This window comes from Phreatobacter sp. (assembly GCF_022843985.1).
Lineage (GTDB): Bacteria > Pseudomonadota > Alphaproteobacteria > Rhizobiales > Phreatobacteraceae > Phreatobacter.
Genome location: NZ_JALHMP010000044.1, coordinates 1 through 25,505, shown reverse-complemented (window position 1 = coordinate 25,505; position 25,505 = coordinate 1). Strand labels below are relative to the sequence as shown.

The 25,505-nt window shown below is 65.7% G+C and carries 25 protein-coding genes and 2 pseudogenes; 12 read left to right on the top strand and 15 right to left on the bottom strand.

The features are described from left to right. The 5 genes from Q0C57_RS20360 to Q0C57_RS20340 form a co-directional block, all read right to left on the bottom strand. On the bottom strand, positions 1-1,137 hold a 1,137-nt coding region (locus tag Q0C57_RS20360; protein WP_296579550.1), incomplete at its 3' end, for a 5'-3' exonuclease H3TH domain-containing protein. A 105-nt stretch (positions 1,138-1,242) separates the two neighbouring features. Beyond that, positions 1,243-1,875, bottom strand: a complete 633-nt coding sequence (locus Q0C57_RS20355; protein WP_296579548.1) for a DUF1109 domain-containing protein — start codon at positions 1,873-1,875, stop codon at positions 1,243-1,245. 5 nt (positions 1,876-1,880) lie between these two features. Then, positions 1,881-2,429: a sigma-70 family RNA polymerase sigma factor gene (locus Q0C57_RS20350; RefSeq protein WP_296579546.1), complete on the bottom strand. Its 549-nt coding sequence runs from the start codon at positions 2,427-2,429 to the stop codon at positions 1,881-1,883. Positions 2,430-2,519: 90 nt separating this feature from the next. Then, on the bottom strand, positions 2,520-4,451 hold the full coding sequence (locus Q0C57_RS20345) for a TRAP transporter permease (RefSeq protein WP_296579545.1): 1,932 nt from the start codon (positions 4,449-4,451) through the stop codon (positions 2,520-2,522). A gap of 153 nt (positions 4,452-4,604) precedes the next feature. Beyond that, positions 4,605-5,591: a TAXI family TRAP transporter solute-binding subunit gene (locus tag Q0C57_RS20340; protein WP_296579543.1), complete on the bottom strand. Its 987-nt coding sequence runs from the start codon at positions 5,589-5,591 to the stop codon at positions 4,605-4,607. A 428-nt stretch (positions 5,592-6,019) separates the two neighbouring features. Here Q0C57_RS20340 and Q0C57_RS20335 point away from each other — a divergent pair, with 428 nt between their 5' ends. After that, a complete protein-coding gene (locus Q0C57_RS20335) occupies positions 6,020-6,994 on the top strand; it encodes a hypothetical protein (RefSeq protein WP_296579541.1) in 975 nt (324 codons plus the stop codon). 734 nt (positions 6,995-7,728) lie between these two features. On the opposite strand, the pseudogene Q0C57_RS20330 reads toward Q0C57_RS20335, so the two are convergent. From Q0C57_RS20330 to Q0C57_RS20305, 6 genes and pseudogenes are all read right to left on the bottom strand, one after another. Further along, positions 7,729-8,109: pseudogene (locus Q0C57_RS20330) on the bottom strand (tyrosine-type recombinase/integrase); the annotation flags it as partial. Positions 8,110-8,382: 273 nt separating this feature from the next. Then, positions 8,383-8,808: pseudogene (locus Q0C57_RS20325) on the bottom strand (RtcB family protein); the annotation flags it as partial. Between the two features lie 49 nt (positions 8,809-8,857). Then, positions 8,858-9,466 (bottom strand): protocatechuate 3,4-dioxygenase subunit alpha, encoded by a 609-nt coding sequence (pcaG, locus tag Q0C57_RS20320; RefSeq protein ID WP_296579538.1) that lies wholly within the window; start codon positions 9,464-9,466, stop codon positions 8,858-8,860. A gap of 4 nt (positions 9,467-9,470) precedes the next feature. Further along, positions 9,471-10,184, bottom strand: coding sequence for a protocatechuate 3,4-dioxygenase subunit beta (locus tag Q0C57_RS20315; RefSeq protein ID WP_296579535.1), 714 nt, complete (start codon positions 10,182-10,184; stop codon positions 9,471-9,473). Positions 10,185-10,203: 19 nt separating this feature from the next. Beyond that, positions 10,204-10,971 carry an alpha/beta fold hydrolase gene (locus Q0C57_RS20310; protein ID WP_296579532.1) on the bottom strand — a complete coding sequence of 256 codons (768 nt, stop codon included), beginning with the start codon at positions 10,969-10,971 and terminating at the stop codon, positions 10,204-10,206. Positions 10,972-11,076: 105 nt separating this feature from the next. Next, positions 11,077-12,144 (bottom strand): tripartite tricarboxylate transporter substrate binding protein, encoded by a 1,068-nt coding sequence (locus Q0C57_RS20305; protein WP_296579529.1) that lies wholly within the window; start codon positions 12,142-12,144, stop codon positions 11,077-11,079. A gap of 44 nt (positions 12,145-12,188) precedes the next feature. Between Q0C57_RS20305 and Q0C57_RS20300 the strand changes: the two genes are divergently transcribed. Genes Q0C57_RS20300 through Q0C57_RS20265 form a run of 8 tightly spaced genes read left to right on the top strand, consistent with a single transcriptional unit; the run spans position 12,189 to position 18,509 of the window. Further along, positions 12,189-12,911 (top strand): GntR family transcriptional regulator, encoded by a 723-nt coding sequence (locus Q0C57_RS20300; protein WP_296579527.1) that lies wholly within the window; start codon positions 12,189-12,191, stop codon positions 12,909-12,911. 25 nt (positions 12,912-12,936) lie between these two features. Next, positions 12,937-13,590, top strand: a complete 654-nt coding sequence (locus tag Q0C57_RS20295; protein WP_366937863.1) for a glutathione S-transferase N-terminal domain-containing protein — start codon at positions 12,937-12,939, stop codon at positions 13,588-13,590. After that, the gene (locus Q0C57_RS20290; RefSeq protein ID WP_296579521.1) at positions 13,580-14,812 is read left to right on the top strand and encodes a CaiB/BaiF CoA-transferase family protein; all 1,233 of its coding nucleotides are present in this window, start codon (positions 13,580-13,582) and stop codon (positions 14,810-14,812) included. Before Q0C57_RS20295 ends, Q0C57_RS20290 begins: the two co-directional genes overlap by 11 nt. After that, positions 14,812-15,408 (top strand): carboxymuconolactone decarboxylase family protein, encoded by a 597-nt coding sequence (locus Q0C57_RS20285; protein WP_296579518.1) that lies wholly within the window; start codon positions 14,812-14,814, stop codon positions 15,406-15,408. The genes Q0C57_RS20290 and Q0C57_RS20285 overlap by 1 nt, the downstream gene beginning before the upstream one ends. Continuing rightward, on the top strand, positions 15,405-16,298 hold the full coding sequence (locus tag Q0C57_RS20280) for an amidohydrolase family protein (RefSeq protein ID WP_296579516.1): 894 nt from the start codon (positions 15,405-15,407) through the stop codon (positions 16,296-16,298). The genes Q0C57_RS20285 and Q0C57_RS20280 overlap by 4 nt, the downstream gene beginning before the upstream one ends. Continuing rightward, positions 16,295-17,062, top strand: coding sequence for an enoyl-CoA hydratase/isomerase family protein (locus Q0C57_RS20275; RefSeq protein ID WP_296579513.1), 768 nt, complete (start codon positions 16,295-16,297; stop codon positions 17,060-17,062). The genes Q0C57_RS20280 and Q0C57_RS20275 overlap by 4 nt, the downstream gene beginning before the upstream one ends. Before the next feature lie 4 nt (positions 17,063-17,066). Further along, complete coding sequence (locus Q0C57_RS20270) at positions 17,067-17,939, top strand: fumarate hydratase (RefSeq protein WP_296579509.1); 873 nt, start codon at positions 17,067-17,069, stop codon at positions 17,937-17,939. Positions 17,940-17,942: 3 nt separating this feature from the next. Beyond that, a complete protein-coding gene (locus Q0C57_RS20265; RefSeq protein ID WP_296579508.1) occupies positions 17,943-18,509 on the top strand; it encodes a fumarate hydratase C-terminal domain-containing protein in 567 nt (188 codons plus the stop codon). 313 nt (positions 18,510-18,822) lie between these two features. On the opposite strand, the gene Q0C57_RS20260 is transcribed toward Q0C57_RS20265, so the two are convergent. Genes Q0C57_RS20260 through Q0C57_RS20245 form a run of 4 tightly spaced genes read right to left on the bottom strand, consistent with a single transcriptional unit; the run spans position 18,823 to position 23,028 of the window. Next, entirely contained in the window at positions 18,823-19,803 is a 981-nt protein-coding gene (locus Q0C57_RS20260) for a nitronate monooxygenase family protein (RefSeq protein ID WP_296579506.1), read from the bottom strand. 28 nt (positions 19,804-19,831) lie between these two features. Continuing rightward, positions 19,832-20,983 carry an acyl-CoA dehydrogenase family protein gene (locus Q0C57_RS20255; RefSeq protein ID WP_296579503.1) on the bottom strand — a complete coding sequence of 384 codons (1,152 nt, stop codon included), beginning with the start codon at positions 20,981-20,983 and terminating at the stop codon, positions 19,832-19,834. 8 nt (positions 20,984-20,991) lie between these two features. Next, entirely contained in the window at positions 20,992-22,215 is a 1,224-nt protein-coding gene (locus tag Q0C57_RS20250) for a CoA transferase (protein WP_296579500.1), read from the bottom strand. A gap of 39 nt (positions 22,216-22,254) precedes the next feature. Next, positions 22,255-23,028, bottom strand: coding sequence for an SDR family NAD(P)-dependent oxidoreductase (locus tag Q0C57_RS20245; protein WP_296579497.1), 774 nt, complete (start codon positions 23,026-23,028; stop codon positions 22,255-22,257). A gap of 198 nt (positions 23,029-23,226) precedes the next feature. On the opposite strand from Q0C57_RS20245, the gene Q0C57_RS20240 reads away from it, so the two are divergent. From Q0C57_RS20240 to Q0C57_RS20230, 3 genes are all read left to right on the top strand, one after another. Further along, positions 23,227-24,024, top strand: a complete 798-nt coding sequence (locus Q0C57_RS20240; protein ID WP_296579494.1) for an enoyl-CoA hydratase-related protein — start codon at positions 23,227-23,229, stop codon at positions 24,022-24,024. After that, positions 24,021-24,818: a crotonase/enoyl-CoA hydratase family protein gene (locus tag Q0C57_RS20235; protein WP_296579490.1), complete on the top strand. Its 798-nt coding sequence runs from the start codon at positions 24,021-24,023 to the stop codon at positions 24,816-24,818. The genes Q0C57_RS20240 and Q0C57_RS20235 overlap by 4 nt, the downstream gene beginning before the upstream one ends. A gap of 108 nt (positions 24,819-24,926) precedes the next feature. Then, positions 24,927-25,445, top strand: coding sequence for a helix-turn-helix domain-containing protein (locus tag Q0C57_RS20230; RefSeq protein WP_296579487.1), 519 nt, complete (start codon positions 24,927-24,929; stop codon positions 25,443-25,445). Positions 25,446-25,505 lie beyond the last annotated feature (60 nt).

The following is a 25,505-nucleotide window of genomic DNA, read 5'->3' as shown; positions in this document are numbered from 1 at the left end:
GGCGAGCAGCTGGGGCGTCGGCGCGCCGGGGTCGGCGGCGGCCGGCGCGGGCGTTCCGTCCTCGGCCGCCGCCACCGCCACGACCGGCGTCCTGGAGCCTGCCGCGAGAGCCGGATCGGGATCGACCTTGGCCGGGTCGACGCCGTAGAGCTCGCCGACCTTCTTGGTGATGGTGGTGAATTCCAGCGCCTTAAAGAAGGCGATGAGCTTCCGCCCGTCGGGCTTGACGAGCCCGGTCTCGTCGAGGGGGACCTCGACCTTGACGTCGCGCACCAGCTGCACGAGCTGCTTCGAGATGCGCACCTTCTCGATCACCGCGGGGTCGGTGAGGGTCTCGCGGCGCCTGGGCTGCTTGATCTCGTGGGCACGGGCCAGCAGCGTGTCGAGGTCGCCATACTCCGTGATCAGCTGGGCCGCCGTCTTGCGGCCGATGCCGGGGGCGCCGGGCACATTGTCGGAGGTGTCGCCTTCGAGCGACTGGATGTCGACGATCTTCTCCGGCGGCAGGCCTTCCCAATATTCGGTGACGTCGCCGATCTTGTCGGGCGGCACGTTCCAGCGCTCGAAGCGGTCGCCGTGGGTGAGCAGGCGCTCGGGGCGGTAGCCGGGCTTGCCCCTGATGCCGCTCTCCGGATCGTAGAAGGCGACGCAGGGGCGGACGAGCTGCATCAGGTCCTTGTCGGCGGAGATGATCAGCACGTCGGCGCCGCGGGCGCAGGCCTCGTCGGCATAGGTGGCGATGAGATCGTCGGCCTCGTAGCGGTCCTGCTCGATGGCGTGCAGGCCGAAGGCGCGGATGGCCGCCCGCATCAGCGGAAATTGCGGCACGAGATCCTCGGGCGGCGGTGGCCGGTGCGCCTTGTAGAGCGGGTAGAGCTCCTTGCGGAAGGAGTTCTCGCTCTTGTCGAGAATCATGGCGAGATGGGTCGGCTTCACGCCCAGTGCGCCCTCCTCGACGAATTGCAGCACCTTGGTGGAGAACAGCCGCACGGCCCCGGTCGGCAGACCGTCCGAGCGCGCATTGTACTTCCGGTCCTGGTTCATGGACTGGAAATAGGCGCGGAAGACGAAGGAGGACGCGTCGACGAGGAAGACGCGGTCGCCCTTGCCGACGGGGCGGTGATGCTCGGTGTGCATGGAATGAGGGCCTCTGCGATGAGGCACCATTATGGACGCCTCCGGCCGGCGCGTCATGTCAGCAGTCGCGCCGTCACCAGCCCTGAGGCGGGGTCCGTTCCGCCCCTACCAGGCGAGCACCCGCCGGCCGATGCCGGCTCCGGCGGCGGCCAGCATGCCGATGGCCAGTGAATACCAGGTGGCGACGAAGAGCGGCGAGTCGTCGGTGCAATGCAGCCCATAGAAGGTCGCCGCGATGGCACCGGCGGCGAGGCCGGACAGCGCGCCGGCGAGGGTCGCATTGCGCGGGGCGGCCGCCGACATGGCCGTGAGGATCGCCGCCAGCGGCAGGGCGCCGAGCAGGGGAATGGCGACAAGGCAGACGGCCCACTTGTCGCCCACCAGCCGGCGCGGCAGCGCCGCGGGCAATTGGGTGGCGACCTCGTGGCCGATGGCGAACATGAGGATGAGCGCAGGCACCAGGAGGACGACCTTCGGCAGTGCCGCCTCCGGGCGCGCCGCCGCCCGCACCAGTGCGACGGCGGCGATGGCGAGCGTCGCGACCAGCAGGATCTTGAGGTCGAACAGCATGTTGCGCGACGCCGCGGTGACGTCGGGCCGCATGCCGAGCGTGGCCATCATCAGGGCGAAGGCCGATGCGAAGCCGAGGGCGACGGCCAGGGCGAGGCGGCCATGGACCGAGGGGCCGGTGTGCTTGGCGTCGCGGGACAGGGCGGTGATGAGGTCGTCGGTCTTCATGGCACTCATATGCTCCCGCGGAGCATCTTTGCGAGGCCGGCAAGGCCCCGGTGAAGGGAGACGCGGACGGCGCCCTCGCTCATCTGCAGAGCGGAGGCCGTCTCCTGCGTGTTGTGGCCGTCGACGAACATGGCGCGGATCACCGCCCGCTGGCCTGACGGCAGGCTCTCGGCCAGCTTGACGACATCGCGGGTGGCGATCCCCGGCTCCTCTGCCGGTGCGGCGATCACCTCGGCGAAGGTGTCGATGTCGATATGGCCGGTCGTGCCGCGGCGACGCAGGAAATCGATCAGCTTGTGCTTGAGGATGGCGCGAATCCACGGCACCAGCGGCTCGCTGGCAATCCAGCTGCTGCGGCGGGTATGGATCGCGATGAGCACGTCCTGCACGATGTCCTCCGCTTCGGCGGTGGGGCGGCCGGCCCTTGCCAGGCCGGAACGGGCCATTGTGCGCAGGAAGGGCGTCAGCTCGCGCAGAAGGCGCCTGTAGGCACCCTCGTCGCCGGCCAGCCCTGCCCGCATCCAGGCACTCCAGTCGTCGTTCCGGTCTTTCAACGTCGGACCTATGCTTGTTACGGGGCCTCTGCGGGAAGTGTTACAGCCGCCCTGTGACAAGTGCGAGTGTCGGTTTCGACGGGGCCCGGGTCATGCGGCCGAGGTCCCGCGGGTCATCCGCGCGACGACGAAAATGCCGGCGGCGATCCCCATCCCGACGATGTCGGTGATGGTCTCCGGCACGATCAGCATGATGGCCGCGACGAAGAGTGGCGCGCGCAGGGGCCAGCCGATCGGCCGCCCGAACCAGCCCTCGGTGGCGCAGGCAAGCAGGATGACGCCGACCAGCGCCGTGGCGAGGACCGGAAGGATCTGCAGCAGCGTGCCCTGGCCGAGCAGCAGCGGCGAATAGAAGAACATGAAGGGCACGATGAAGACGGCGAGGCCCATCTTCACCGAGATGAAGGCGGTCTTCCAGGGATCGGCCTTGGCGATCGCCGCAGCGGCGAAGGAGGCCAGGGCAATGGGTGGCGTGATGGCCGAGACGACGGCGAAATAGAAGATGAACATGTGGGCGACGAGGGGGGCGACGCCGAGCCGCTGCAGTCCCGGCGCCAGCACCGCCGCGCCGATGGCATAGGCGGCTGTCGTCGGCATGCCCATCCCGAGGATCAGCGCCACGACCATGGTGAAGATCATGGCCAGCAGCACGTTCTCGCCGGCGAGCTGCAGGAGGAGCTGGGCGAAGCGCCCGCCAATGCCGGTCAGGGCGATGACGCCGACAATGATGCCGGCGGCGGCGCAGACCGAGATCAGCTGCAGCGAATCGCGGGCGGCCATGTTGAGGGCCTCCAGCGAGCGCTTCGGCCCCATGGCGTTCTGGCGGTCCAGCCAGCTGACGACGATGGCCGAGACAATGGCCAGCGAGCCGGCGCGGAAGGCCGAGTAGCCGGACATCAGCAGCCAGACCATGATGACCAGCGGGGCGAAGAGATAGGCCTTCTTCAGGAGGCCGAGGAGCGGCGGCAATTCGCTGCGCGGCAGGCCATTCAGATTGTGCAGCCGGGCATGCAGTTCGACGTGGGTGTAGCAGGCGACATAGAACAGGACGCAGGGAATGATCGCCGAGAAGGCGATATCGGAATAGGGGATGCCGGTGATCTCGGCCATCAGGAAGGCGCCGGCGCCGAGGATCGGCGGGGTGATCTGGCCGCCCGTCGAGGAGGTCGCCTCCACCGCGCCGGCGGTGGCGCGGTCATAGCCGACGCGGCGCATCATCGGGATGGTGATGGCGCCGGAAGCGGCGACATTGGCCACCGAAGAGCCTGAAATGGAGCCGAAGAGCACGCCGGAGGCGATCGTCGCCTTGGCCGGTCCACCGCGCAGGTGGCCGAAGAGCGAGAGGGCGAGATCGTTGAAATAGTCGCCGACCTTGGAGACCTGCAGGAAGGCGCCGAAGGCGACGAAGAGCACGATGAAATTGGACGAGGCTTCCGTCGTCGTGCCGAAAATGCCGAGGTCGGAATAGATATAGGCGAAGAAGCGGCCCCATTCGAAGCCGCGATGGTTGAGCACGCCCGGCAGCCAGGGACCGATAAAGACATAGAGGATAAAGACTCCGGCGATGATCGGCAGGGCTAGGCCTGCCGTCCGCCGCGAGAATTCCAGCACGATGAGCGTGCCGATCAGGCCGACCCAGACATCCATCGGGTCCGGCACGGCGCCGGCGCGGAACAAGAGCCCGTCGAGTTCCCAGTAGATGTAGGCGCAGCAGAGGATCGACAGGATGATCAGCACCCAGTCGTACCAGGGCACGCGGTCGGCGCCCGCCGAAGCGAAGGGCCGGTAGAGCGCAAAGCCGAGAACCGCCGCCCAGGCGACGTGGGTGGCGCGGAAGAGCAGCGCCTCCTGCGGAAACAGGTTCAGGACGATGATGTGGTACAGCGTGAAGCCGGCGGCGGCGATGACGAAGAGGTGGCGCTCGATGCCGGCGAGGGTGCGCTTCAGGCCGGCGAATTCCTCCTCGGAAACGACAACGGGCTTGTCGTCGGTATCGTCGATGCCCGCGTCGGTCTTCGCCATGCCCGTGTTCCCCCAGCCATCCTAACGTCCATTCGCTCGCAGGCGTGGACCTGTTTCGGCCTCCCGGCCGAATTCGTCGCCAGTACTACGCCCTGCCGTTCCGCGGAGGGACGGCAGGGCGTGTGCCGGCGATCAACCGGACGCGGTGACGGGTCAGCCGACCAGGTTGGGAGCGATCGCGATGCCCTTCTCGCGATAGTACCGCGCCGCGCCGGGATGGAAGGGCAGGAAGGTGTTCTTCGAGACGTTCTGCGGGATCGTCTCGACGGCGGCGGAATGGCCCTTGACCATCGCCTCGTGGTTCTCGTGCACCGCCTTGACGATGGCATAGGCCAGCGAGTCCGGGGTCGCCTTGTTGGCGATGGCGAAGTTGAACAGGCCGACCGTCTTCTGGTCTTCGGCCATCTGCTTGTAGGTGCCCTTCGGGATGGTCGAGGGCGAGAGCTCCGGCATGGCAGCCTGCATCTTGGCGACGTCGGCGTCGGAGAAGCCGAAGAACACCACGTCCTGGGTGTTGGACAGTTCCGTGTAGGCGGCGATCGGCAGGCCGGCGGCGAAGGCGAAGCAGTCGATCAGGCCGTCGCCGAGCTGCGAGCCCATGTCGGAGGCCTGGCCGTTGCGGATCGTCACGTTCTGGACGCCGAGCGCCTGGAACATCAGCGGGAAATAGGTGCCCGGCGTGCCGGCGCGGGGGCCGACGCCGACGCGCTTGCCGGCGAGCTGCTGGACATTGGTGATGCCCGAGCGCTTCAGCACCGCGAAATGGAACGGCGTGTCATACATCGGGAAGAGGGCGCGCACGTCCTGCATCTTGCGGCCGCGGGTCCATTCGCCGGTGCCGTTCCAGGCCTGCAGCGCCACGCCCATCGTGGTCATGCCGAGGTCGATCTGCTTGTCCTGGACCAGGAGGATGTTCTGGTTCGGGCCCTGGGTCTGCTGCGTGTTGATCTGCAGCCCGATCTTCTGGCCGACGAGGCTCGCCCAGGCCTGGCCATAGACGAAATAGGTGCCGCCGACCGAGGCGGTGCCGAGCGTGACATTGGCCGGCCAGCTGGGATCGCGGGTCTGGGCGAAGGCGAGGGAGGGGATGGCGGGCAGGGCTGCTGCACCGGCCAGGAGATGGCGGCGGGAAATGGTCATGGGTCGCTCCTCTGGATGGATCACTCGATCGTGGCCGTGACCGGCTCTTGTCGAGCAGCACTATAGGAACCGACCCCGTCGCGTCTAGCCGATGGCGGGTCCGACCGTGCCGGTGGTCGCGGCCGCAGTCATCCGGTCGGCGGGCTCGCCGGGGCAGCCCGGGGGATGGCAGGCCCAGGCGCCGATGCGGCGCCCTCCGGGTCGAAGAATCTGCCAATACCATCTTTTCCAAGGCATTTCCGCGCTGCCTTGCCGTCCGCGCCGCCGCCGCGCGACGCGCCCGCCAGCGGCCGGGCGGCTGCGCAAAAGGGTCGCAGCCATTGGTTAAGGTTAACGCTTTGTTTCGTGGTCGATGATTTCATTGTTCCACGATCCACCGGGGTACGGGCAGCGGGATGAGCGGAAACCTGACAGGACTGGCCGCGCTCATGCGTGGCCCGATCGGCAATATCGCCAGCCTGGCGACGGCACGTGGCGCCAGCGCCCAGGCCCATAGCCAGGCCAACCGGTCGCTCGATTCCCTGACCCAGATTCTCGACCTGCCGAAGGACGTCGTCGATCGCCGCCGCAAGGCCAACGATACCATTCTGCAGCTGCAGGACGCCCAGCGGTCGATGGTGTCCGACCGCAAGGCGGCGGCCAAGCAGAGGCTCGACATGGCCCGGGCCAAGTTACAGATGCTCCGCATGTTTGCCGGCGACCCGAAGGCCATGGCGCAGCAGGCGAAGCAGATCGCGCGGGAAATCCAGCAGGCGGCGCGCGAATACGGCGCGGCGCTGAAGGTCGAAGGTGGCGCCGCCGCCACGGGGGCGATCGCTGGCCCGCCGGCTCAGGCCAACGGCGACCAGACCGGGGCGGCCGCCGAGGCCTCGCCCGGCGAAGGCGGGTTTGCGGGAGGCACGGAGGCCGGCGCGGGTGAGAGGGTGGCCCCGGCGGAGACCGCTGCAGCGGTGGATGACGCCCCTGATGCCAATGCCGGCGCCGGTGAGAAGGCCGGCGAACCGGCGACTCGCTCCGCGAACCCGGCGAAGACCGACCAGGAAAAGGCGGCCGAAGCCTATCAGGCCGCCGCCGTCGATCTCTCCAGCCGGCATTCCAAGGCCCAGAGCGAGCGCGAGGCGATCGATGACTTCAAACAGGCGGCGCGCGAGGCGAAGCGCCTGATCGAGGAGGCCGCCCGGCGCATGAAGGCCGAAGAGGGCGGCGACGGCGAGGAGCGGCGACTCGACGCCAGCGCGCGTGCCATGACGCGGGCGGTCGACGATCTCGACAGGGCTGCCGCCGAGACCGGACAGGTGGGCCCCGCCGGGCAGGCGGGACTGGGCGCCGCCGGCGGCCTGGCGGTGGCGACAGCGTCCATAGCGGCCGCGCCCACGGCCGTGGGGGTCGACATTCTCGCCTGACACCCTCACTGTTAGGGGCCCTATTGTTTCTCCTCGCCCCACATTGAAATCACTCGTGAAATTCTGCTGCGAGCGATATGTTCTTCCTCAGAAATCCCAAATCAATTGCCTCAGGCGGGGCGTCGAGGTACGCAAAAACAAAAATGCCGGGCAAAGCCCGGCTCACTCATGCTTCTTGAATTGATGTGGGATCAGCGCGGAATGTCGGCCCGCCGATAGAATGGCGCATCGATCAGAAGCGGCTCGAAGGCTAGGGGGACGCTTGCCTCAGAGAGCCAACTACGGGTCTTGAACCATTTGCGGTCGTTTGGATCGGCGATGTCACGGATGTGAACGTAGTTCTGCTCGAACCGCTCGATCGATTCGTACGGAATTACGGTGACGAACCCCTTGTGTGCTGGGTGCCGGGCGCGCTGGGTCTCAAGATGTCCGTGCGCGATCAGCGCCTTCACGACGAGGTAACTCACCTTCCAGTATGCGATCAGTTCGTTCGCAGGCAGTCCTGGGAGAGGCTCGCCACGAGCCAGCACTTTGGCTTCCTGGACATCGAATTCCAGCCCGTCGATCCGCCGGTTTTCTGGCCTGCATGCGATCCCTTGGAACTCACCAGCGATGGCGGCCTTCAGCACGTCTGCTATTGAGCAGCTGGCTTTCTTCCCGATGGTTTCCAACCCAGCATACCCCTGAGGAGTGGTGTCGGTTTTGGCTGCAGCGCCAATGAGTTCCGGGTCGTGTCCCGATTTGCTTCGGCTAGGGAAGAGCCAATCGCCATTTCGCTGAGGGCGAACTCGCAGCCACCCCAGCACCGACTCTCGCGACGCCTCCGTCAGCTCGAAGACAACGGGTCGGCCAGTCTTGCTTTGCACGACGGAAGCTCGGGGCCGAACGCTGCCTGCCAGAACCACGTCAGCGACGCGGAGGTGCACCAGATCGCAACCCCGCAGCTTGCTGTCGATCGCGAGATTGAACAGCGCAAGGTCGCGTATGCGCTGCTGGTGTCGGAGCTGGGCCCGGATGGCCCAAATGTCTTTCGGCTTGAGCGGCGGTTTGGCGCCGATCAAGAGCCCCGAGTTCCACGCGTGCCGAACCTGTTCGGATGATGTCTCTCTGCTCATAACGCATCCTCCAAAGGATGCCGCATCCGGTCGAGATCATATCACCGCGCAGCAGCTTCGCGTCTCCTTTGCGGACATTCCGCTGCTAGCCAACAGCAGACATCATTCGTGCCGCAGGACGGTCGCGTTGGCCGCGCATCGGGCGCTACAGCAATGAGTCGGCATCGATCCCCCACTCAATGCCGGCGCACGGGAATTCTCCCGCCCGCCGGTGTCATTTGGCACGTTTGGTTCCGATCCTGCCTCTTGCGCCCGGGCCATATTCCGCGCCTCTCACTTTCGTCGCCACGGCGCATTGGCGTCCCAGTCGCCAGCCATGATGCAGCCGTTGGGCAGCACCTCGTCGATGATCTCTGCGAGGCCGGACCGTTCGATCTGCGCGCGCACAGCCGCCGCATTCTTATAGGCACTTGGAAGTTCTGAAATGTCGGTGAACCCCGAGAAGAAGCGTGCGTCGATGCCGCGCGTCTCTTCCGCGAAGATCTCCTCGTTCGTCCGGCTGCCCTGCATCCGCTTGTGCTGGGAGCGCGAGAAGTTGCGCCCTGCACCGTGCGGCGAGAAGCCGAGGCCGTGAGCGGCATGCTTGCCGCGCACGATGAGGATTGGCTCCGCCATGTTGAGCGGGATGATCGTCAGGTCGGTTGCGCCGTCAGCCCAGTTTTCGAAGGCCGGCGTCGCGTCCTTGCCGTGATAGAACAGCCAGCCAGAGCACCTCGCTGTTGAACCACCTTGGGGGAGGATCCAGCGTTCAATCCTGAAAGAACGGCGTCTCGTCCTCCGGCGATCCGCGCAGCAGCACGTCGAAGTGGAAGACCCGCGCCCCGTCTTCGCGTGGTCGTTCTGTCGCCACGAGGCGTGACCGCGCCGAGTCGGGGAGCATCTTGAGTACGGCATCTTTGGCGTTTTCTGCGGGAAAATCAGGAAAATAGACGGTTGTGGAGACGGGGCGCATCAGTCCTGCACCCATCACCGTCAAGTTGGCGTGTGGAGCACGTCGCGTAGTCCCGTCGCGATAGCCGCCAGGAAGCACCGAGCGGAAGCTGTATCGCCCTGACAGATCCGTCCAGTCACGACCCCACCCCAGGAAATCCGGATCCGCCTGTTCACAATCCGGATCGAGCGGATGGCGGAACCGACCGCCAGCGTCCGCCTGCCACAGTTCGAGGATCGCGTTCGGAACGGGAACGCGGCCTTCCTTCATCACGGTGCCCACGAGAATGTAGCGGGTCCCCTGCGTCGTGGGAGGCGCATCCCGGGATATCCGCGTGAGGTCATTGTCGGCTTTCGCGAAGAATCGAGGCGGGAAGAATGGGCCAATCGTGTGGGAAGAGAGCGGAAGAAGAATGTCCGAGCTCATGACCTCATGCCTCCGGGGTTGCCAGTGCCCCGCGCAGCACGATGTCGAATTGATAGGCCAAAAAGGCGTCACCGACTTCTGCGGGATGAAGCTGCCGCGCGACCAGCCGCATCCGGGCGGTCGGATTGTGGATGGAGTTCAGGATGCGATCCCAATCGTTCAGCGGATCGCCCGGGAAGTACATCTGGGTCACCAGACGAGACAGCGACGAGGGCCCCACAACGGAGAAGTGGACGTGTGGCGGACGCCACCAGGTGTCCTTGACCGGCACCGGATAGGCTCCAGGCCTAATCGTGAAAAACGTGTAGCCACCCGTCTCGTCCGAGAAGACGCGGCCATGGCCTAGAAAATGCGGATCGACCGGCGCCTTGCTGTCGTCGTGGGAATGCGCATAGCGCCCCGCAGTATTGGCCTGCCAAAGCTCCACGATCGCGCCGGGAACCGGCCGACCGTCCTCGCCGAGGATGCGCCCGGAGATCCGGATAAACTGGCCGAGGGCAATCTTGCCGGGCGCCAGTACCGCTAGATTGTTGTCTCCACACGGGAGCTTGCGCCACAACTCCAGAGGTCCCGTCGCCTCGGTACGTGTCAGCGGGCGGGAATAGGGGGGCGAGGCCGGTGTGAACGTCCAGGTATTGGGATAACCATCGATGGGCACGGCCGGCTGGACTCCTTCGGGCAGGGGGGGCCAGCGATTCGGTGGCTGCCAGTCGGTCATGTCGTGCTCCTTCGTGGCTCTAGGGCAACTGGCGGATCCAGCCCACGACGGCATCGACCACCAGCTCCGGCTGTTCAGGGACGAGGGCATGGCTTGCCCGGGGGATGATAGTGACGGTCACACGGTTGCCGAATTCCTCTCGGCTTTCGAACCACTTGTCCTTCGGCTTGAACGGGTCGGAATCCGCGACGATGTCGAGCATCGGTACTCCCCCTGCCTGCCAGTATTCCGCTTGCTCGGTCGCGGCCGACGCTATGCCCTGGATACGGTTGGCTTCCGGCGCCCAGCCGGACAGCCAGACCGAAGGATCGTGATCAGGATGGAAGAAGGCGCGCCGCAGAGCGGCCAGCCGGACCGCGCGAGGCAGGGTCTCGTCGGCGGATTGCTGCACATCCGCGCGCAGGCTTCCTGGAAACGATTTCGCCGCCGCCGCCATGAGTGCGACGCCGCGAACGAGATGCCCGTGGTCCGTCGCAACCATGCGCGCGACCCAGTTGCCGAAGGCATGCCCTACGATCACCGCTGGCGCGTTGTTCTCTCTTTCGACAATCTGAGCGACATCTCGGGCAAGATCCTGCATGCGCAGGCGACAGGTGGGGCCGATGCTGCGGCCGGCACCTCGCGGTTGCGGGCGCAGCACCCGAAACCCTGCCTTTGCGATGCCTTCGGCGATTGCATCGAAGTCGTCGGAGTCCCGCCCCCGGGAGGGTAACAGCACCACAGGCGGTCCCGCCCCTTCCGCGATGAGGTCTATCGCAACGTCCCCGAAGTTAACCAGTTCGCGCACTTTCGATGCCTCGGCGGTATTCGGGCAGGGGATCATCCCCGATACGCACAAGAATGCTATCGGGGGGTCTTATCTTGACGGCTGCATCGTGCAGAAAGCGTGGAGTCAGTCGATTTTAATGCCGGTTGAAGTCACGGCATCGCGCCAGATAGCCCTCTCCCGATCGACGAGTTGCTTGGACTGCGCGGGTGACATCGTGACCGGGATGATGCTGCTCGCCTCAAGTTTTGCCCGCACGTCCGGGTCGGCCATGGCCGCTGCGAGAGCGGCTGCGAGCCGATCAACGATCGCCTGCGGCAAATCGGGAGGGCCGACCAGAACGTTCCAAAGCTCGAACGCGTAATCGGGTACTCCCGCCTCCCTCACTGTGGGCAGGTCCGGCAGATCCTTGGTTCGCTCGCCGCCGAGCGCGACGATCCCGACAATCGAACCGGCCTTCACGTGCTCGGGGGTGCCAGGCATGGTCAAGATCCCAAAATCCACGTGTCGCCCGACGACGTCGTTCAGAAGAGGCGCGTTCCCCCGGTAGGGGACATGGTTCATCCTTAGACCCATCCTGTGCAGAAGCAGTTCCATGGCTATGTGACCAGGCGAGCCGGCCCCGGATGTTCCGAAGCTCAGTCCACCGGGCCGCGACCTGACCAAGGCCGCGAAATCCGCCAGGTTCCGCACGTTTAGGTCTCGCCGCGCGCCGAGCATCAGCGCCGTCGAACCCATATGCCCGATATAGGTAAGCTTGGAGGGATCGTAGCCGATCTCGCGGCCGAGCGCCGGGAGCACGGCGGAGGGACCAATGCCGCTGACACCCAACGTGTAGCCATCGGCCGCTGCCGTGGCGACCGCCCGGATGCCAATAGCACCCGCGGCACCGGGGCGGTTGTCGACAACGACCGGCTGCCCAAGGATCTGCGACATCTTCTCGCCGAGCGCACGTCCCGCAATATCCGTCGAACCTCCGGGTGGGAAGGGCACGACCAGCGTGATCGCTTTGGCCGGGAAATTCTGTGCCGTGGCGGGGGCGATCAGCGCCGTCGCAAGCAGGCAGCCGGCCAGCATGGCGAGCCGGCGCGAATGAAGCCGCGTCCGGTGGATATGGCAAGGCGCTCCCATGTCGTATTCTCCCCTTTGTTCTTTGCTCCTTTGACAAAAGTCTATATCATTGACCTTTGTCAAGCGGGGTTGCCTCTGAAGTGTCGTACCGCCCACCTGGAACTGCCATGGACAGCCTCAGCCAGAGCCCCATTCCCCGCTACATCCAGCTCGCGACAATGTTTCGCCGACGGATCGAGACGGGGCAGTGGAAGGTCGGCGAACAGATCCCCACCGTCGACGCTCTTGCGGCCGAGACGGGCGTGGCCCGCGCGACCCTGCGCCAGGCCCTCGGCATGCTCGAGAAAGAGGAGATGATCGAGCGCTTGCGGGCCAAGGGGACCTTCGTCCGGCGACGGCCGAGGGACCAGATGTGGCTGACAATGGAGACCAACTTCGCCGGTCTCTTGCGCGCCCGCGAGGGCGCGACGATCGCAATACTCGCTGACAGATCAGGCGAATCGCCGGTGAACTTCCCCCATTCCATTGGCACGCCGGCCGCGCGCTATCGTCATCTGCGCCGGCTCCATTCGCGCGACGGCCAGGCCTTCCTGCTGGCCGATGTCTTTGTCGACGAGCGGCTGATGGACCGGATCACCGAGGAGGACATCCGCGCCAAGACGGCGCTCAAGCTGGTGGCGGACCTGCCGGGGGTGGAGATCACCGACGCGCAGCAGACTCTGACCATCGGCAGTGCCGACATCGAGGCGGCGGAGCATTTGCGCCTGCCTCTGAACGCACCGGTCGCCCTCGTCCAGCGCACGGCTGTCGATCGCGAGGGCTTCATCATCCTGGTCGCCGATGGGATCTATCGCGGTGACCTCGTCAGGCTTGACATGAAGCTCCGTTAGGCTGTTTGTACAGAGTTATAGCCTATTGCGTGATCCGAGCGATCGGATCGAGGAGCCCACCTTGAGACTGCACTGGTCGCCGCGCTCGCCCTTCGTGCGCAAGGTCATGGTCGCTGCCCACGAGCTGGGGCTGGCCGATGCGATGACCCTGGTACGCAGCGTCGCCATGATGACGAAGCCGAATCCGGACATCATGGTGGACAACCCGCTGAGCAAGATTCCGACCCTGGTGCTGGATGACGGCCGAGTGCTGTTCGATTCTCTGACGATCTGCGAGTACCTGGACTTCCGGGCCGGTGGTCATCGCCTGTTCCCGCCGGCCGGAGACGCGCGGTGGCAGGCCATGACCGACCACGCGCTCGCCAATGGGCTGCTCGACCTCTTGATCCTGTGGCGGAACGAACGCGAGAAGCCGACCGACCGGCAGACGGGAGCGCTGCTGGAGAGTTTCGCCCTGCGCGTCGGCGCCGGCCTCGATCGGCTTGAACAGGCCGCGTCACGGCTGGGCGAGACCCCTTTCGCGATCGGCCAGATCACTGTCGGGTGCTGCCTGTCCTATGTCGATTTCCGGTTCGCCGATCTCGCCTGGCGCGCGTCCCGGCCGCAGTTGGCAGCCTGGCACGAGACCTTCAATGCGCGCGATTCAGCGCGGGCAACGGTCATCGTCGATGGCCAGTGAACGGACGGGGCCCCTCGCGCACCTGAAGGTGCTCGATCTCAGCCGAATCATGGCCGCTCCTTGGGCGACCCAGATCTTCGCGGATCTCGGTGCCGACGTCATCAAGATCGAACGTCCCGGCGTCGGCGATGACACGCGCAGCTGGGGGCCGCCGTTCCTGAAGGACAGCCAGGGCGGGGTGACGAAGGAATCGGGATATTTCCTCTCGGTCAACCGCGGCAAGCGCTCGGTGACCGTTGACATGGCCACCACCGAGGGCCAGGAGATCGTGCGCGGCCTGGCGCGCCAGGCCGACATCGTCATCGAGAATTTCAAGGCCGGGACGCTGAAGCGCTACCGGCTGGATGCAGCCAGCCTGCGGGCGGACAACCCGCGCCTCATCTATTGTTCGGTCACCGGCTTCGGCCAGGACGGGCCGCGCAAAGATCAGGCCGCCTATGATTTCGCGATTCAGGCTATGGGCGGGTTGATGAGCGTCACCGGGGAACGTGACGACAAACCCGGCGGCGGACCGCAGAAGGTCGGCGTGCCCATCGTCGACCTGATGACCGGCATGTATGCCGCCGTCGCCGTCCTCGCCGCGGTCGCCAAGCGCGACCGTACCGGCGTTGGCGACGTGATCGACCTGGCGATGCTCGACGTCCAAGCCGCCTTCCTCGCGAACCAGGCGATGAACCACCTGGTGGGCGGGCACAGCCCCCAGCGCGGCGGCAACCGTCATCCCAACATCCAGCCGCAGGATGTCTTCGCCTGCGCCGACGGCTTCTTCGTGCTCGCCGTCGGCAATGACGGACAGTTCGCCAAGCTTTGCGAGGTGCTCGGCCATGCGGAGTGGTCCAGCGACGAACGGTTCGCCAGCAATGCCGCCCGGGTCAGGCACAATCCCGAGCTGACAGCGCTCCTCAGCGGCCGGTTCATGACATTCAATCGCGATGACCTGATCGCGCGTCTCGATGTCGAAGGCGTTCCCGCGGCACCGATCAATTCCGTCCCGCAGGTCCTGAACGATCCGCAGATCCTGCACCGCGAGATGGTGCGCGATCTGCCCCACCCCAAGGCCGGGAGCGTTCGCCACGTCGTCAGCCCGCTGCGTTTCGAGAACGCGCCCCTGGAATTTCCACGGTCCGCGCCGCTTCTCGGCGAAGATACGGACGACGCGCTCGCGCAACTGGGCCTCGGCGCCGACCAGATCGCTGTCCTGAGAGGCAAGGGGATCATCTGATGCCGCGCATTCCACTCCCCGGCCGCGCCGACATGAACGAGGAGCAGCAACGCATCTACGACGCTGCCGTGGCGGGCCCGCGCGGTGCCGTGATCGGGCCGCTGAGAGCGGTCATTCACAGCCCGGATCTGGCCCGGTTGTGGTCCGGCTTCGGCGAGTACATCCGCTTCCGCACCTGCCTGCCACCGGCCTGCAAGGAACTGGCGATCATCGTCACCGCGCGGCGCTGGACCAGCCAGGTCGAATGGCTCGTCCATGCCAGGGCCGCCGAGACGGCGGGCATCGCGCCGGCCGTCATCGCGGCCATCCGTGCCGGGGAGGCGCCTGTCTTCGCCGATGCCGCCGAAGCCGACATCTACGAATTCGCCAGGCAATTGCAGATGACGGGCACGGTCGAGCAGGCGGTCTATGACCGCATCGTCGCGCGTCACGACGCGCGCGGCGTGGTCGAGCTGACCGCGGTGATCGGCTATTACACGATGGTCTCGATGACGCTCAATGTGCACGAGATCCCGGTGCCGGAAGGCAGCACGCCGCCGCTGATGCCGATCGCGGCGGAGGGCCTCACCTGCCTGCCGGCGGCGAGGCGCCCGTGACGGCGACGGCACCGGCGCCACCGGTCACCGTGCCCCGACTCGCGGTTCCACCGGGGGCCTGCGATGCCCATAGCCATGTCTTCGGGCCGTTCGACACCTTCCCGCCCAGCCAGGCCTCGACCTATCCCTTGCCGGCCGCCTCCGACGCGGTTCACGCCGCCGCGCGCGCGACCATGGGCATCAGCCGCGGCGTGCTCGTCCAGCCCGCGCCCTACGGCATGGATCCGGCGGCGATGCTGGCGGCCGTCGCCGGGGCGGACGGCGCCCTCAGGGCCATCGCCATCGCTGATGAGGACGTGAGCGACGCGACGCTCGCGGACTGGGCGGCGCGCGGCGTCCGAGGCCTGCGTTTTGTCGAGATGCGCGCCCCGACCGGCCAGCGCTATCCGGGCAGTGTCGGTTTTGACGGCCTGATCAGGCTCGCCCCGCGCATGCGGGCCCTGGGCCTGCACGCTCAGCTCTGGGCGAGCGCCGAGACCTGTGCCGACCATCTCGCGATGCTGCGGTCACTGCGGCTGCCGCTGGTTCTCGACCACATGGCGAGCCCGGACCTGGCCGGGGGGCCGGATGCGCCGGCCTTCCGCGCCGTGCGCGACGCGCTCCGCGATGGGGCGGTCTGGGTGAAGCTGTCGGTCTGCCGGGTGGGCAAGGCCTTTCCGGCCTATGCCGATGCCAGGCCGTTCCATGACGCCCTGATCGCCGCCAATCCCGATCGTCTGCTCTGGGGCTCGGACTGGCCCTATGTGCGGCTGGAGCCCGCGCCCGACGCCGGCGCCATGCTCGACCTCTTCGCCACATGGACGCGGGACGAGACGCTCGTCCGTCAGATCCTCGTCGACAATCCGCAGCATCTCTACCAATTCGAACCAGCCAAGCGAGCCTCTCCATGACGGACACCTACAGCGCCTTTTCGGTCGAGGTTGCGGACTATGTGGCGACTGTCACCATCACGCTGCCACCGGTGAACGCGCAGAACCGCGCCTTCCGCGAGGAGATCACCCGGCTCTTCGACAGCCTGGGAGAGAGGGCGGACGTCCGCGCCATCGTGCTGACCGGCGCGGGCAAGATCTTCTCCGCCGGCGCCGACCTGAAGGACCGTCCCGATCCGAAGGTTCCGGGAGCCTATCCGACCCATGGCCGCAATGTCCGCGAGGGCTTCAACTGCGTCATGGAATGCCCGAAGCCGGTGATCGCCGCGGTGAACGGCGCCGCGATCGGTGCAGGCTGCGTCCTGGCGCTCGTTTGCGACATCGTGGTGATGGCCGACGAGGCCTATCTCGCCATGACCGAGGTCGACTATGTGCTTGCCGGCGGCGTCAGCCATATCCGCCGGCATTTCGGCGAGTCCGATGCGCGGCTGATGGTCTATACGGCGCGACGGATCTCGGGCCAGGAGGCGCTGCGGATGAATGTCGCGTCAGTGTCGCTGCCGCGAGACGAGATGTTGCCGGCTGCCCTTGGCATTGCCCGCGAGATCGCCGCGAAGAGCCCTGCCGCCGTCCGCGCGGCGAAGAAGTCCTTCCTCATCACCGAGGGGTTGCCGCTGCAGGAGGGCTACAAGTTCGAACAGTCGCAGACGGCGATGCTGGCGACGACCGACGATTTCCGCGAGGCGCAGCGCGCCTTCGCCGAAAAGCGGAAGCCGAGCTTCTGACGCCATGACAGGGATCGGCTTCGACACCATCAAACGCGTCACGGCGGACCTCTACGACCGGTCCCTCCGGTTCATTCCGGCCGATTCCAAGGTGGCGCTGCGCAAGGCAGACGGCATCGAGACGAACGAAACGGCGCGCCATACGCTGCGGACCATGATCAGGAGCGCCGACGCCGCCGAGCAGTCCTGGCGCTTCGTCTGCTCCGATTCCGGGGTGCCGGTCTATGTCATCAAAGTCGGCACGCAGGTGCGGTTTTCCGGCAATGTACGGCAGGCCATCGTAGAGGGCTTCGCGGACCTGGTCGCCAGCATCCAGCCGCCGCTCCTGCCCCACGTCACCAATCCCCTGACGCTGGAGCGCGGCCATAGCGGCCGGCACATGCCGATCGTCACCTTCGACATGGTCGACGATTGCGACTTCATCGACATCACCTGTTCGCCCAAGGCTCTCGGCTCGGGCCGCTGGTCGGCGATGGAGATCTTCAGCTTCCCCGACCTGCCGACCATCGAGGCCTATGTCCTCGACGTCGTCCGGAAGGCGGGCAGCCAGCCTTGCCCACCCGTCGTCGTCGGCGTCGGCATCGGCGGCACCTTCGATTACGCCTGCAAGCTCGCCAAGGAGGCGACGCTGCGGCCGATCGGTCAGCCCCACCCGGAAGCCATGGTGGCCGCCATGGAGGAGCGCCTGCTGGCGGCCGTCAACCGCACCGGCTTCGGCCCGATGGGCACCGGCGGCGACAGCACCGCGACCGCGGTCCATGTGGACTATGCCGCCGGCCACGGCTTTACCCCGGTGGCTGTGACGTTCAACTGCTGGATCAACCGGCGCACGCGCGCGCGGCTGTACAACGACGGCCGCGTCGAGATCATCGAGTAGGTCATGGCGATCAGAACGCACCGCCTTACCTTTCCCCTGACGGCCGAATCCGCCCGGTCCCTGTGCGCTGGCGACATGGTCATCATGAGCGGCGAGATCGTCGTGACGGCCGGACTTCCCACCCATCACCGCCTGATCGGTTGCCTCAATGGCGTCGAGCCGATGCCGATGAACCTGACCGGCGCCTCGGTCTTCCATCTCGGCAGCTACAGCGAGGAGAAGGACGGCGAGCTGCAGCTCCACTACATCAACCCGACGACCAGCACCCGGTTCAACGCCCTGATGCCGACGCTCATCACCGGCTTCAACTGGCATGCGGTGGGAGGCAAGGGCGGTCTGGACAGGCCCTGCGTGGAGGCGCTGCGCCAGGTCGGCGGGGTCTATCTCTCGTTTCTCGGTGGCGGCGCGGCCCTGCACACGCAGGCCATCCGTCGCGTCGTCGAGGTCGGCTGGTCCGACATGCTGATGCATTACCGGCTGGTGCGCCTCGAGGTCGAGGAGATGGGTCCGGTCACGGTCGCCATCGATGCCCACGGCGTCAGTCTCTACGAGATCGACGGGGCGACGTGAGCACCCGGACGACCGCAGGCCGAAGCCAACCCTTGGGAGGAGGGCAGGGGGGTCAGTCCGGGGGTTCGGATCCCGAAGGAAGGCCTATGAGGTCTGTCTTGTTCTTTGCTGGCTTCAGGACCGCGCGCTCAGCGCATCCGCCTCAACATCGACTGCTTCGCGCCGCAAATGCCGACATTGCCCTACCGCCTTTATGCGCGCTCTGGTGGGCTCCCGTGGTCTTGGTCCATTCTCAGGTCATTGATTGAACGCAGAAGACTGCCTCGGGGCATTCGCCACTACTGCTCGTTCCTGCGGCGCGATCGCTATCGGCTCACCCCTGGAAGTACGAAAGCCCCTTTCCGAGGGCTTCGCCACAGTCGCTGACGATGCGTTCCAGCAAATCGGCGCACGTCGGTACATCCTCGATCAGCCCCACCACCTGACCGGCCCAGACCAGACCCGCGTTGACATCCCCGGATTCTAGGGTCTGACGGCCCCTCGCACCGCTGACCAGATGATGGATGTCGGAAAAGGTCGCGCCGCCCTCTCGACGTTCAAGAGAAACGACCTCGTCCGAGACCGCATTCTTCAGCACGCGACCGGTGTTGTGGAGAGACCGGAAAATCAGATTGGTCTCGCGCTCTCCCGCGGTGACCAGCGCTCGTTTGATGTCGTCGTGGATGGGAGCTTCCTTTGTCGCACAAAACCGAGTGCCCATGTTCACACCCTCGGCTCCTAGAACGAGCGCTGCCGCCATGCCGCGCCCGTCGGCGATGCCGCCGGAGGCAATCAGGGGAATGCGCACCCGTCGCGCCGCAACAGCAAAAAGGACAAGCCCGCCGACATCGTCCTCCCCTGGATGTCCCGCACATTCAAAGCCATCGATCGAGATCGCATCGACACCATTGCGTTCGGCAGAGAGCGCGTGGCGTACCGATGTGCATTTGTGGACAATTTTGACGCCCGCTGCCTTGAGTTTGACGATAAATTCCCTGGGACTGTTGCCGGCCGTCTCAATGACGTTCACCCCACTTTCGATGATGGCGTCGATGAATGCTTCATAGGGCGGCGGGTTGGTAGTCGGCAGGATCGTTAGGTTCACGCCGAACGGCTGGTCAGTCATGGTCCGGCATCGGGCAATCTCAGCCGCCAATGCCTCTGGGGTGGGCTGCGTAAGGGCGGTCAGAACCCCGAGGCCTCCAGCGTTCGATACGGCTGCTGCCAGTTCAGCGCGTCCAACCCATTGCATCCCGTCCTGGATGATTGGGTAACGAATGCCGAGTAGTTCGGTGATGCGCGTTTTGATCTTCATGATGCTCTCCCCGCACGCCTGCGCGTGCCTACTGGCGGAAGGTGTCGCGGGCGATGACGAGGCGCTGCACCTCGCTCGTCCCCTCATAGATGCGGGTGATCCGTGCATCCCTCACATGCCGTTCGACGGGATAGTCGGCGCAGTAGCCGGCGCCGCCGTGAAGCTGCAGGGCGGTGTCGGTGGCCCGCCCCGCCGCCTCGGAGGCGAAGAGCTTGGCCATGGAGGCCTCGCGGCCGAAGGGCTCGCCGCGGTCCTTCTTCGCCGCCGCCGACAGGATGAGGAGCCGCGCCGCCTCGAGCTCGGTCTCGCGGTCCGCCACCATCCACTGGATCCCCTGGAAATCGGCGATGGCCTGGCCGAACTGCCGGCGCTCCTTCACATAGGCCTTGGCCGCGTCCATGGCGGCGCGGGCGATGCCGAGCGAGAGCGCGGCGATGCCGATGCGCCCGCCGGCAAGTTCGCCCACCGCGATGCGGAAGCCGTCGTCGAGCTTGCCCATCAGCGCCGTCGCCGGCACCCGGCAGCCGTCGAAATGCACGGTGTTGGTGGCCGAGCCATGCTGGCCGAGCTTCCTCTCCGCCTTGCCGATGGACAGGCCCGGCGTGCCGGCCTCGACGAGGAAGCAGGAAATGCCCTTGCCCTTCCGCGCCTCCGGGTCGGTCACCGCCCAGACGATGAAGAGCCCGGCATATTCGGCCGAGGTGATGTAGATCTTCTCGCCGTCGAGCACGAAATGATCGCCGTCACGGCGGGCGCGGGTCTTCATGCCGGCGGGATCGGAGCCGGCGCCGGATTCGGTCAGGCAGAAGCCGGCGGCGGGATAGGTGCCGTCGGCGATCTTCGGGATATAGGCGCGCTTCTGCGCCTCCGAGCCCACCGCCTGGATCACCTCGGCCACCATGTTGGTGACGGAGGCGGTGACCCCCGTGGCGGCGCAGGCATAGCCGAGTTCCTCGATGGCCAGCGCAAAGGCCACCGTGCCGGCTTCCGTGCCACCGAAGGCGGCATCGACATTGACCGCCATGAACCCCGCCTCGGCGAAGACCTTGAGGTTTTTCAGGAACTGGTCGCGGCCCTCGCCGCGGTCGAGGACGGGCGCCAGCGGCGCGGCAATCTCCTGCGCCATGGTCCGCGCGGTGTCGCGGATGAGAAGCTCTTCCTCGGTGAGTGCGAACTGCATGGGCGGCGTCAGATGATATCGCGCGCGCGCAGATCCGCGATGGCGGCGGCGCCGAGGCCGAGCACATCGCCCAACACCGCTTCAGTATCTTGGCCTGCGAGCGGCGGACCATGGCGGTAGGTCACTGGGCTATCCGACAAGCGGATGGGGCTGGCTGCGACCTTTACCTTTCCCGCGAGACCGTGAGGTACGCTCACCACCACCTCGCGCGCACGGATCTGCGGGTCCTTTTCAATGTCCTTCATGTCGTTGATGGGTCCGCAGGACACCGTCGCGGCATTGAGCAACTCAACCCATTCGTCCCGCGTTCGTTTGGCGAGCACTGCGGTGAGCAGGTCCGCGAGGACCGGCCTGTTGGCCACACGTTCTCCTGATTTCGCGAACCGGGGATCCGTCTTCCATTCGCCATGACCTAGGGCGTCGGCTAGGCGCGCGAACTCCCTGTCGTTGAACGTTGCGATGAGAAGGTAACCGTCGGAAGCACGGTAGACGCCATAGGGCGAGGCGCTTGGATGCTCGTTGCCGGTCCTTTTGATCTGGACGCCCGCATTGAACCAAGCGGAGAACGGGTTCAGCATCGCTGCAATCTGGGACTCCAGCAGGCAGACATCGACATGCTGCCCCTTGCCAGTTTGGTCGCGATGCCGGAGCGCGGCGAGAATACCGATCGTGGCATTGAGGCCCGTGCAGATATCGGCAATAGGCACTCCGACGCGCATCGGTTCAGAGCCGGGCGTTCCCTCAGGCAGACCGGTCACGCCCATCATGCCGCCCATCGCCTGGACGAGAAGGTCGTAGCCCGAGCGGCTGGAATAGGGTCCGGACTGGCCGAAGCCGGTGACCGAGCAATAGACGAGCCGCGGATTTACGGCCTTCAGATCCTCATAGCCGAGGCCGTACTTGGCGAGTGTGCCGACGCGGTAGTTCTCGACAAAGACGTCGGCCTTGGCGGCGATGGAGCGGATCAGCTCCGCCCCCTCTGCGGTGGTGAAGTCGACCGTCAGCGAGCGCTTGTTGCGGTTGACGCTCAGGAAGTAGGTCGATTCATCCGTGGCGGTACCGGATGGGTCAGGCAGCCAAGGGGGACCGACGCGGCGGACGTCATCGCCTTCCGCACGTCGTTCGATCTTGATCACGTCCGCACCGAGATCGCCGAGGGTCTGGGTCGCAAGGGGGCCCGCTACGACCCGCGTCATGTCTAGGACGAGGAGTCCGGAGAGTGTTGAAGCCATTTGGGTCACCGCGAGAGGAAAGGAGGAGTCCGAGCGAGCTCAGGCGCTCATCTGGCTGCCGCCATTCACCGACAGGTGCTGTCCGGTGATGTAGGAAGCGGCGGAGGAGAGAAGGAAGCACACCGGAATGGCGACCTCCTCCGCCGAGGCCCAGCGCGCCATCGGTATTCGCGCGAGATACGTTTCGCGGAGCTTTTCGTCGGTTCGCAGCTTCTCGGTCATCGGCGTGTCGACAAAGCCGAAGGCGACACTGTTGGCGCGGATGCCGTAACGCGCCCATTCACGCGCCGCGCTCATCGTCGCCCCGAGAATGCCGGACTTGGCGACTGCGTAATTCACTTGACCGATCGTGCCCTGGCGACCGGCGTCCGAGGAGATGTTAACGATGGACCGGTCGATCAATTCACCCGCCTTGGCGCGGGAGATCATGACCCTGCCCACCGCCTGCGTACAGTAGAAGGCGCCTGTCAGATGCACCGCGATCACCGCGTTCCACTGGTCGATCGTCATCTTGTCGAACATGGCGGGCCGGGAAATGCCGGCATTGTTCACGAGTCCATGAACGCCGTCCCATGCCGCCGCGGCTTCTTCCACGATCCGCTGGACCTCAGCTGCGTCCGTGACACTTGCCGCTGCAAGCCTCACCCGGTCGCGCGGCAAATCGGTCGCTGCCGCCTCCAACTGGTCTGCGTTCATGTCGAGCATCAAGACTCGCGCTCCAAGGTCAATGGCAGCCTTCGTGATGGCCAGGCCGATGCCCTGAGCCGCGCCAGTGACCATCACATTTCGTCCTGAGAGCGACATCGGGTTCATTGCAATCCTCATGCGGTGTCTGGGCCGCTCGACAGTTCGGCATGATCACCGCTGCGAACGCTAGAGCACCGCTTCCGCCTTCTTCAACGATGGGAGGGCCTCGATCGCCAATCATCAGATAGGTGTTTTCTGACAATCCCAACCCGATGATTGCCGAGGCCATGCCATGAATGCTTCACTCAACCGGGAAGCTCGTCCATGGCCGAGGGCCTTTACCGCATCGAAGAAAACATTGGATGGATCACTTTCGACCGTCCCGAGGTCGGCAACCCGATCGACCTCGCTTTCGCCGCACGGCTCGGCGATGCACTACGCGCCGCCGAGGAGGATCGCGAGGTTCGCTGCGTCGTCCTGCGAGGATCCGGCAGGCATTTCTCAGTCGGCGGCGACGTCAAGTACTTCGCGGAAAGCTTGAAGCTTCAGGGCGGAGCGCGGCAGCGGTTCTATGAGGACATCCTGGCGCAAACGATCCCGGCATTCCGGCGCATCGCCACGATGCCGAAGCCAGTCATCGCCAGCGTCCAAGGCGCCGTCGCGGGCGCCGGGCTGAGCCTCGTCGGTGCCTGCGACCTCGCCATCGCCGCGAGCGATGCATTCTTCACAATGGCCTTCTCGCGGATCGGCGCAACGCCGGATTCGGGGGCGTCCTACGTTCTCGCTCAGCTCGCGAGCCCCAAGAAGGCAGCCGAACTGATCATGCTTGGTAACCGTTTCGACGCGGCGCAGGCACTCAGCCTGGAACTGGTCAATTGGGTGTGCCCACCCGATGAGCTTGAAGCCCGTACGCGGCAGTTGGCCCAGCAACTCGCTGATGGGCCAACTAGGGCCTTCGGCCGATCGAAGGCCCTGCTCCATGCGGCCCGTCACAATAGCTTGGACGCGCAACTCCAGGCCGAGGCGGCAGCATTCATGGCCGGCTCGATCGGCGAGGAGTTCGAGGAAGGGCTGCGATCGTTCCTGGACAAGCGGGCACCGGATTTTCGGAGCGTTACATGACGGCATCGCTTGCCTCCGAAGGTCGCATTACATGCAATGCGGACCGTCATGTTCTGATGGTCGGCATTTCCCGGCCCGACAAGCGAAACGCCTTCAGCCTTCTCATGATGAAGCAGCTCGCTGCGGCCTATCAGCGGCTTGAAGATGATCCTAACCTGCGGGTCGGGCTTCTGCATGCCGAAGGCGACCACTTCAGCGCAGGCCTGCAACTCGACCAGTTTCAGGGCCTGTTGCACGAAGGGCGCCATCTCACGCCGGCAGGTCTCGTGGATCCCTTCGACCTCTTCCCGCCTCTGAGGTCGAAGCCCATCGTCGTTGCTCTGCAGGGGATCTGTTTCACCATCGCCATCGAGCTGGCGCTCGCGGCGGATATCGTCGTCGCGTCCGAAGATTGCCGCTTCGGTCAGATCGAAGTGCGGCGTGGCATCTTCCCGAACCACGGCGCCACCTTGAGGCTCGTGGAGCGTGCTGGGTGGGGAGGTGCGATGCGCTACTTGCTGACCGGCGACGAATTTGATGCTCGAACAGCCCAGAGGCTGGGGCTGGTGCAGGAGGTCGTCTCGCCCGGGCGGCAATATGAAGTGGCGCTCGACATCGCCCTCACGATCGCCCAGCAGGCGCCGCTCGCGGTGCAGACCACCCTTCGCAACGCACGCAAGGCGTTGAGAGAGGGAATTGCCGCAGCGACGCTCGATCTTGGCCCGGAGCAGCAGCGGCTGCTGGATAGCCAGGATGCCGCCGAGGGGCTTGCCAGCTTCCTCGAGAGGCGGAAGGCCATCTTCAGCGGGCGCTGATACCCCAAAATGACGGGTTTCATACGACACTGGCATCCTGCCATAGTCGCTGCGAAGTGTTCGCCCAGAGAAGGCGGCGTTCGAGGGGCGACGATTGGGAGGGGTGTGATGGAGGCGCTGTACGGGGAGGGCGTTGCAGGGCTGGAGGACTGCTCGGGCACCGATCAGTCGAAATCCGGAGACGCGGTCGAGGTCAGTTGGCCATCCATTCCGCCGTCCGTTGTCAAGTCAGCTGGACGAGTCCTCCAGATCCTCGAGTTCTTCGATGATGTGAAGCGTGAGGCCAATGTTGTCGAGATCTGCCGAGCCCTCGGCTATCCGCAGTCCAGCACGTCCGTCCTACTCCGAAGCCTCGTCCAGCTTGGCTACCTCGCCTACACCCCAAAGGGGCGCAGCTATGTGCCGACGAGCCGGGTCCGGGTGCTCGGAAACTGGATCGATGGTAACCTCTTCGGCGAAGGCAAGCTGATCCGCCTCGTCAACGAGCTGAATGAGCGGACGGGCCACGCCATTTTTCTTGGCGTCCGCAACGGCTTGACGATCCAGTACATCCACGTCGTGCAAGCGCGCTGTGAATCGGCACGCAATATTGACCCCCTGAGCGAGGGGATAGGCGTTCAATTTTGACCCCTTTGGACCATGAGCTTCGCCGTTCATTTTTGAGCGGTGGAGGGGGGATGAAGGGCG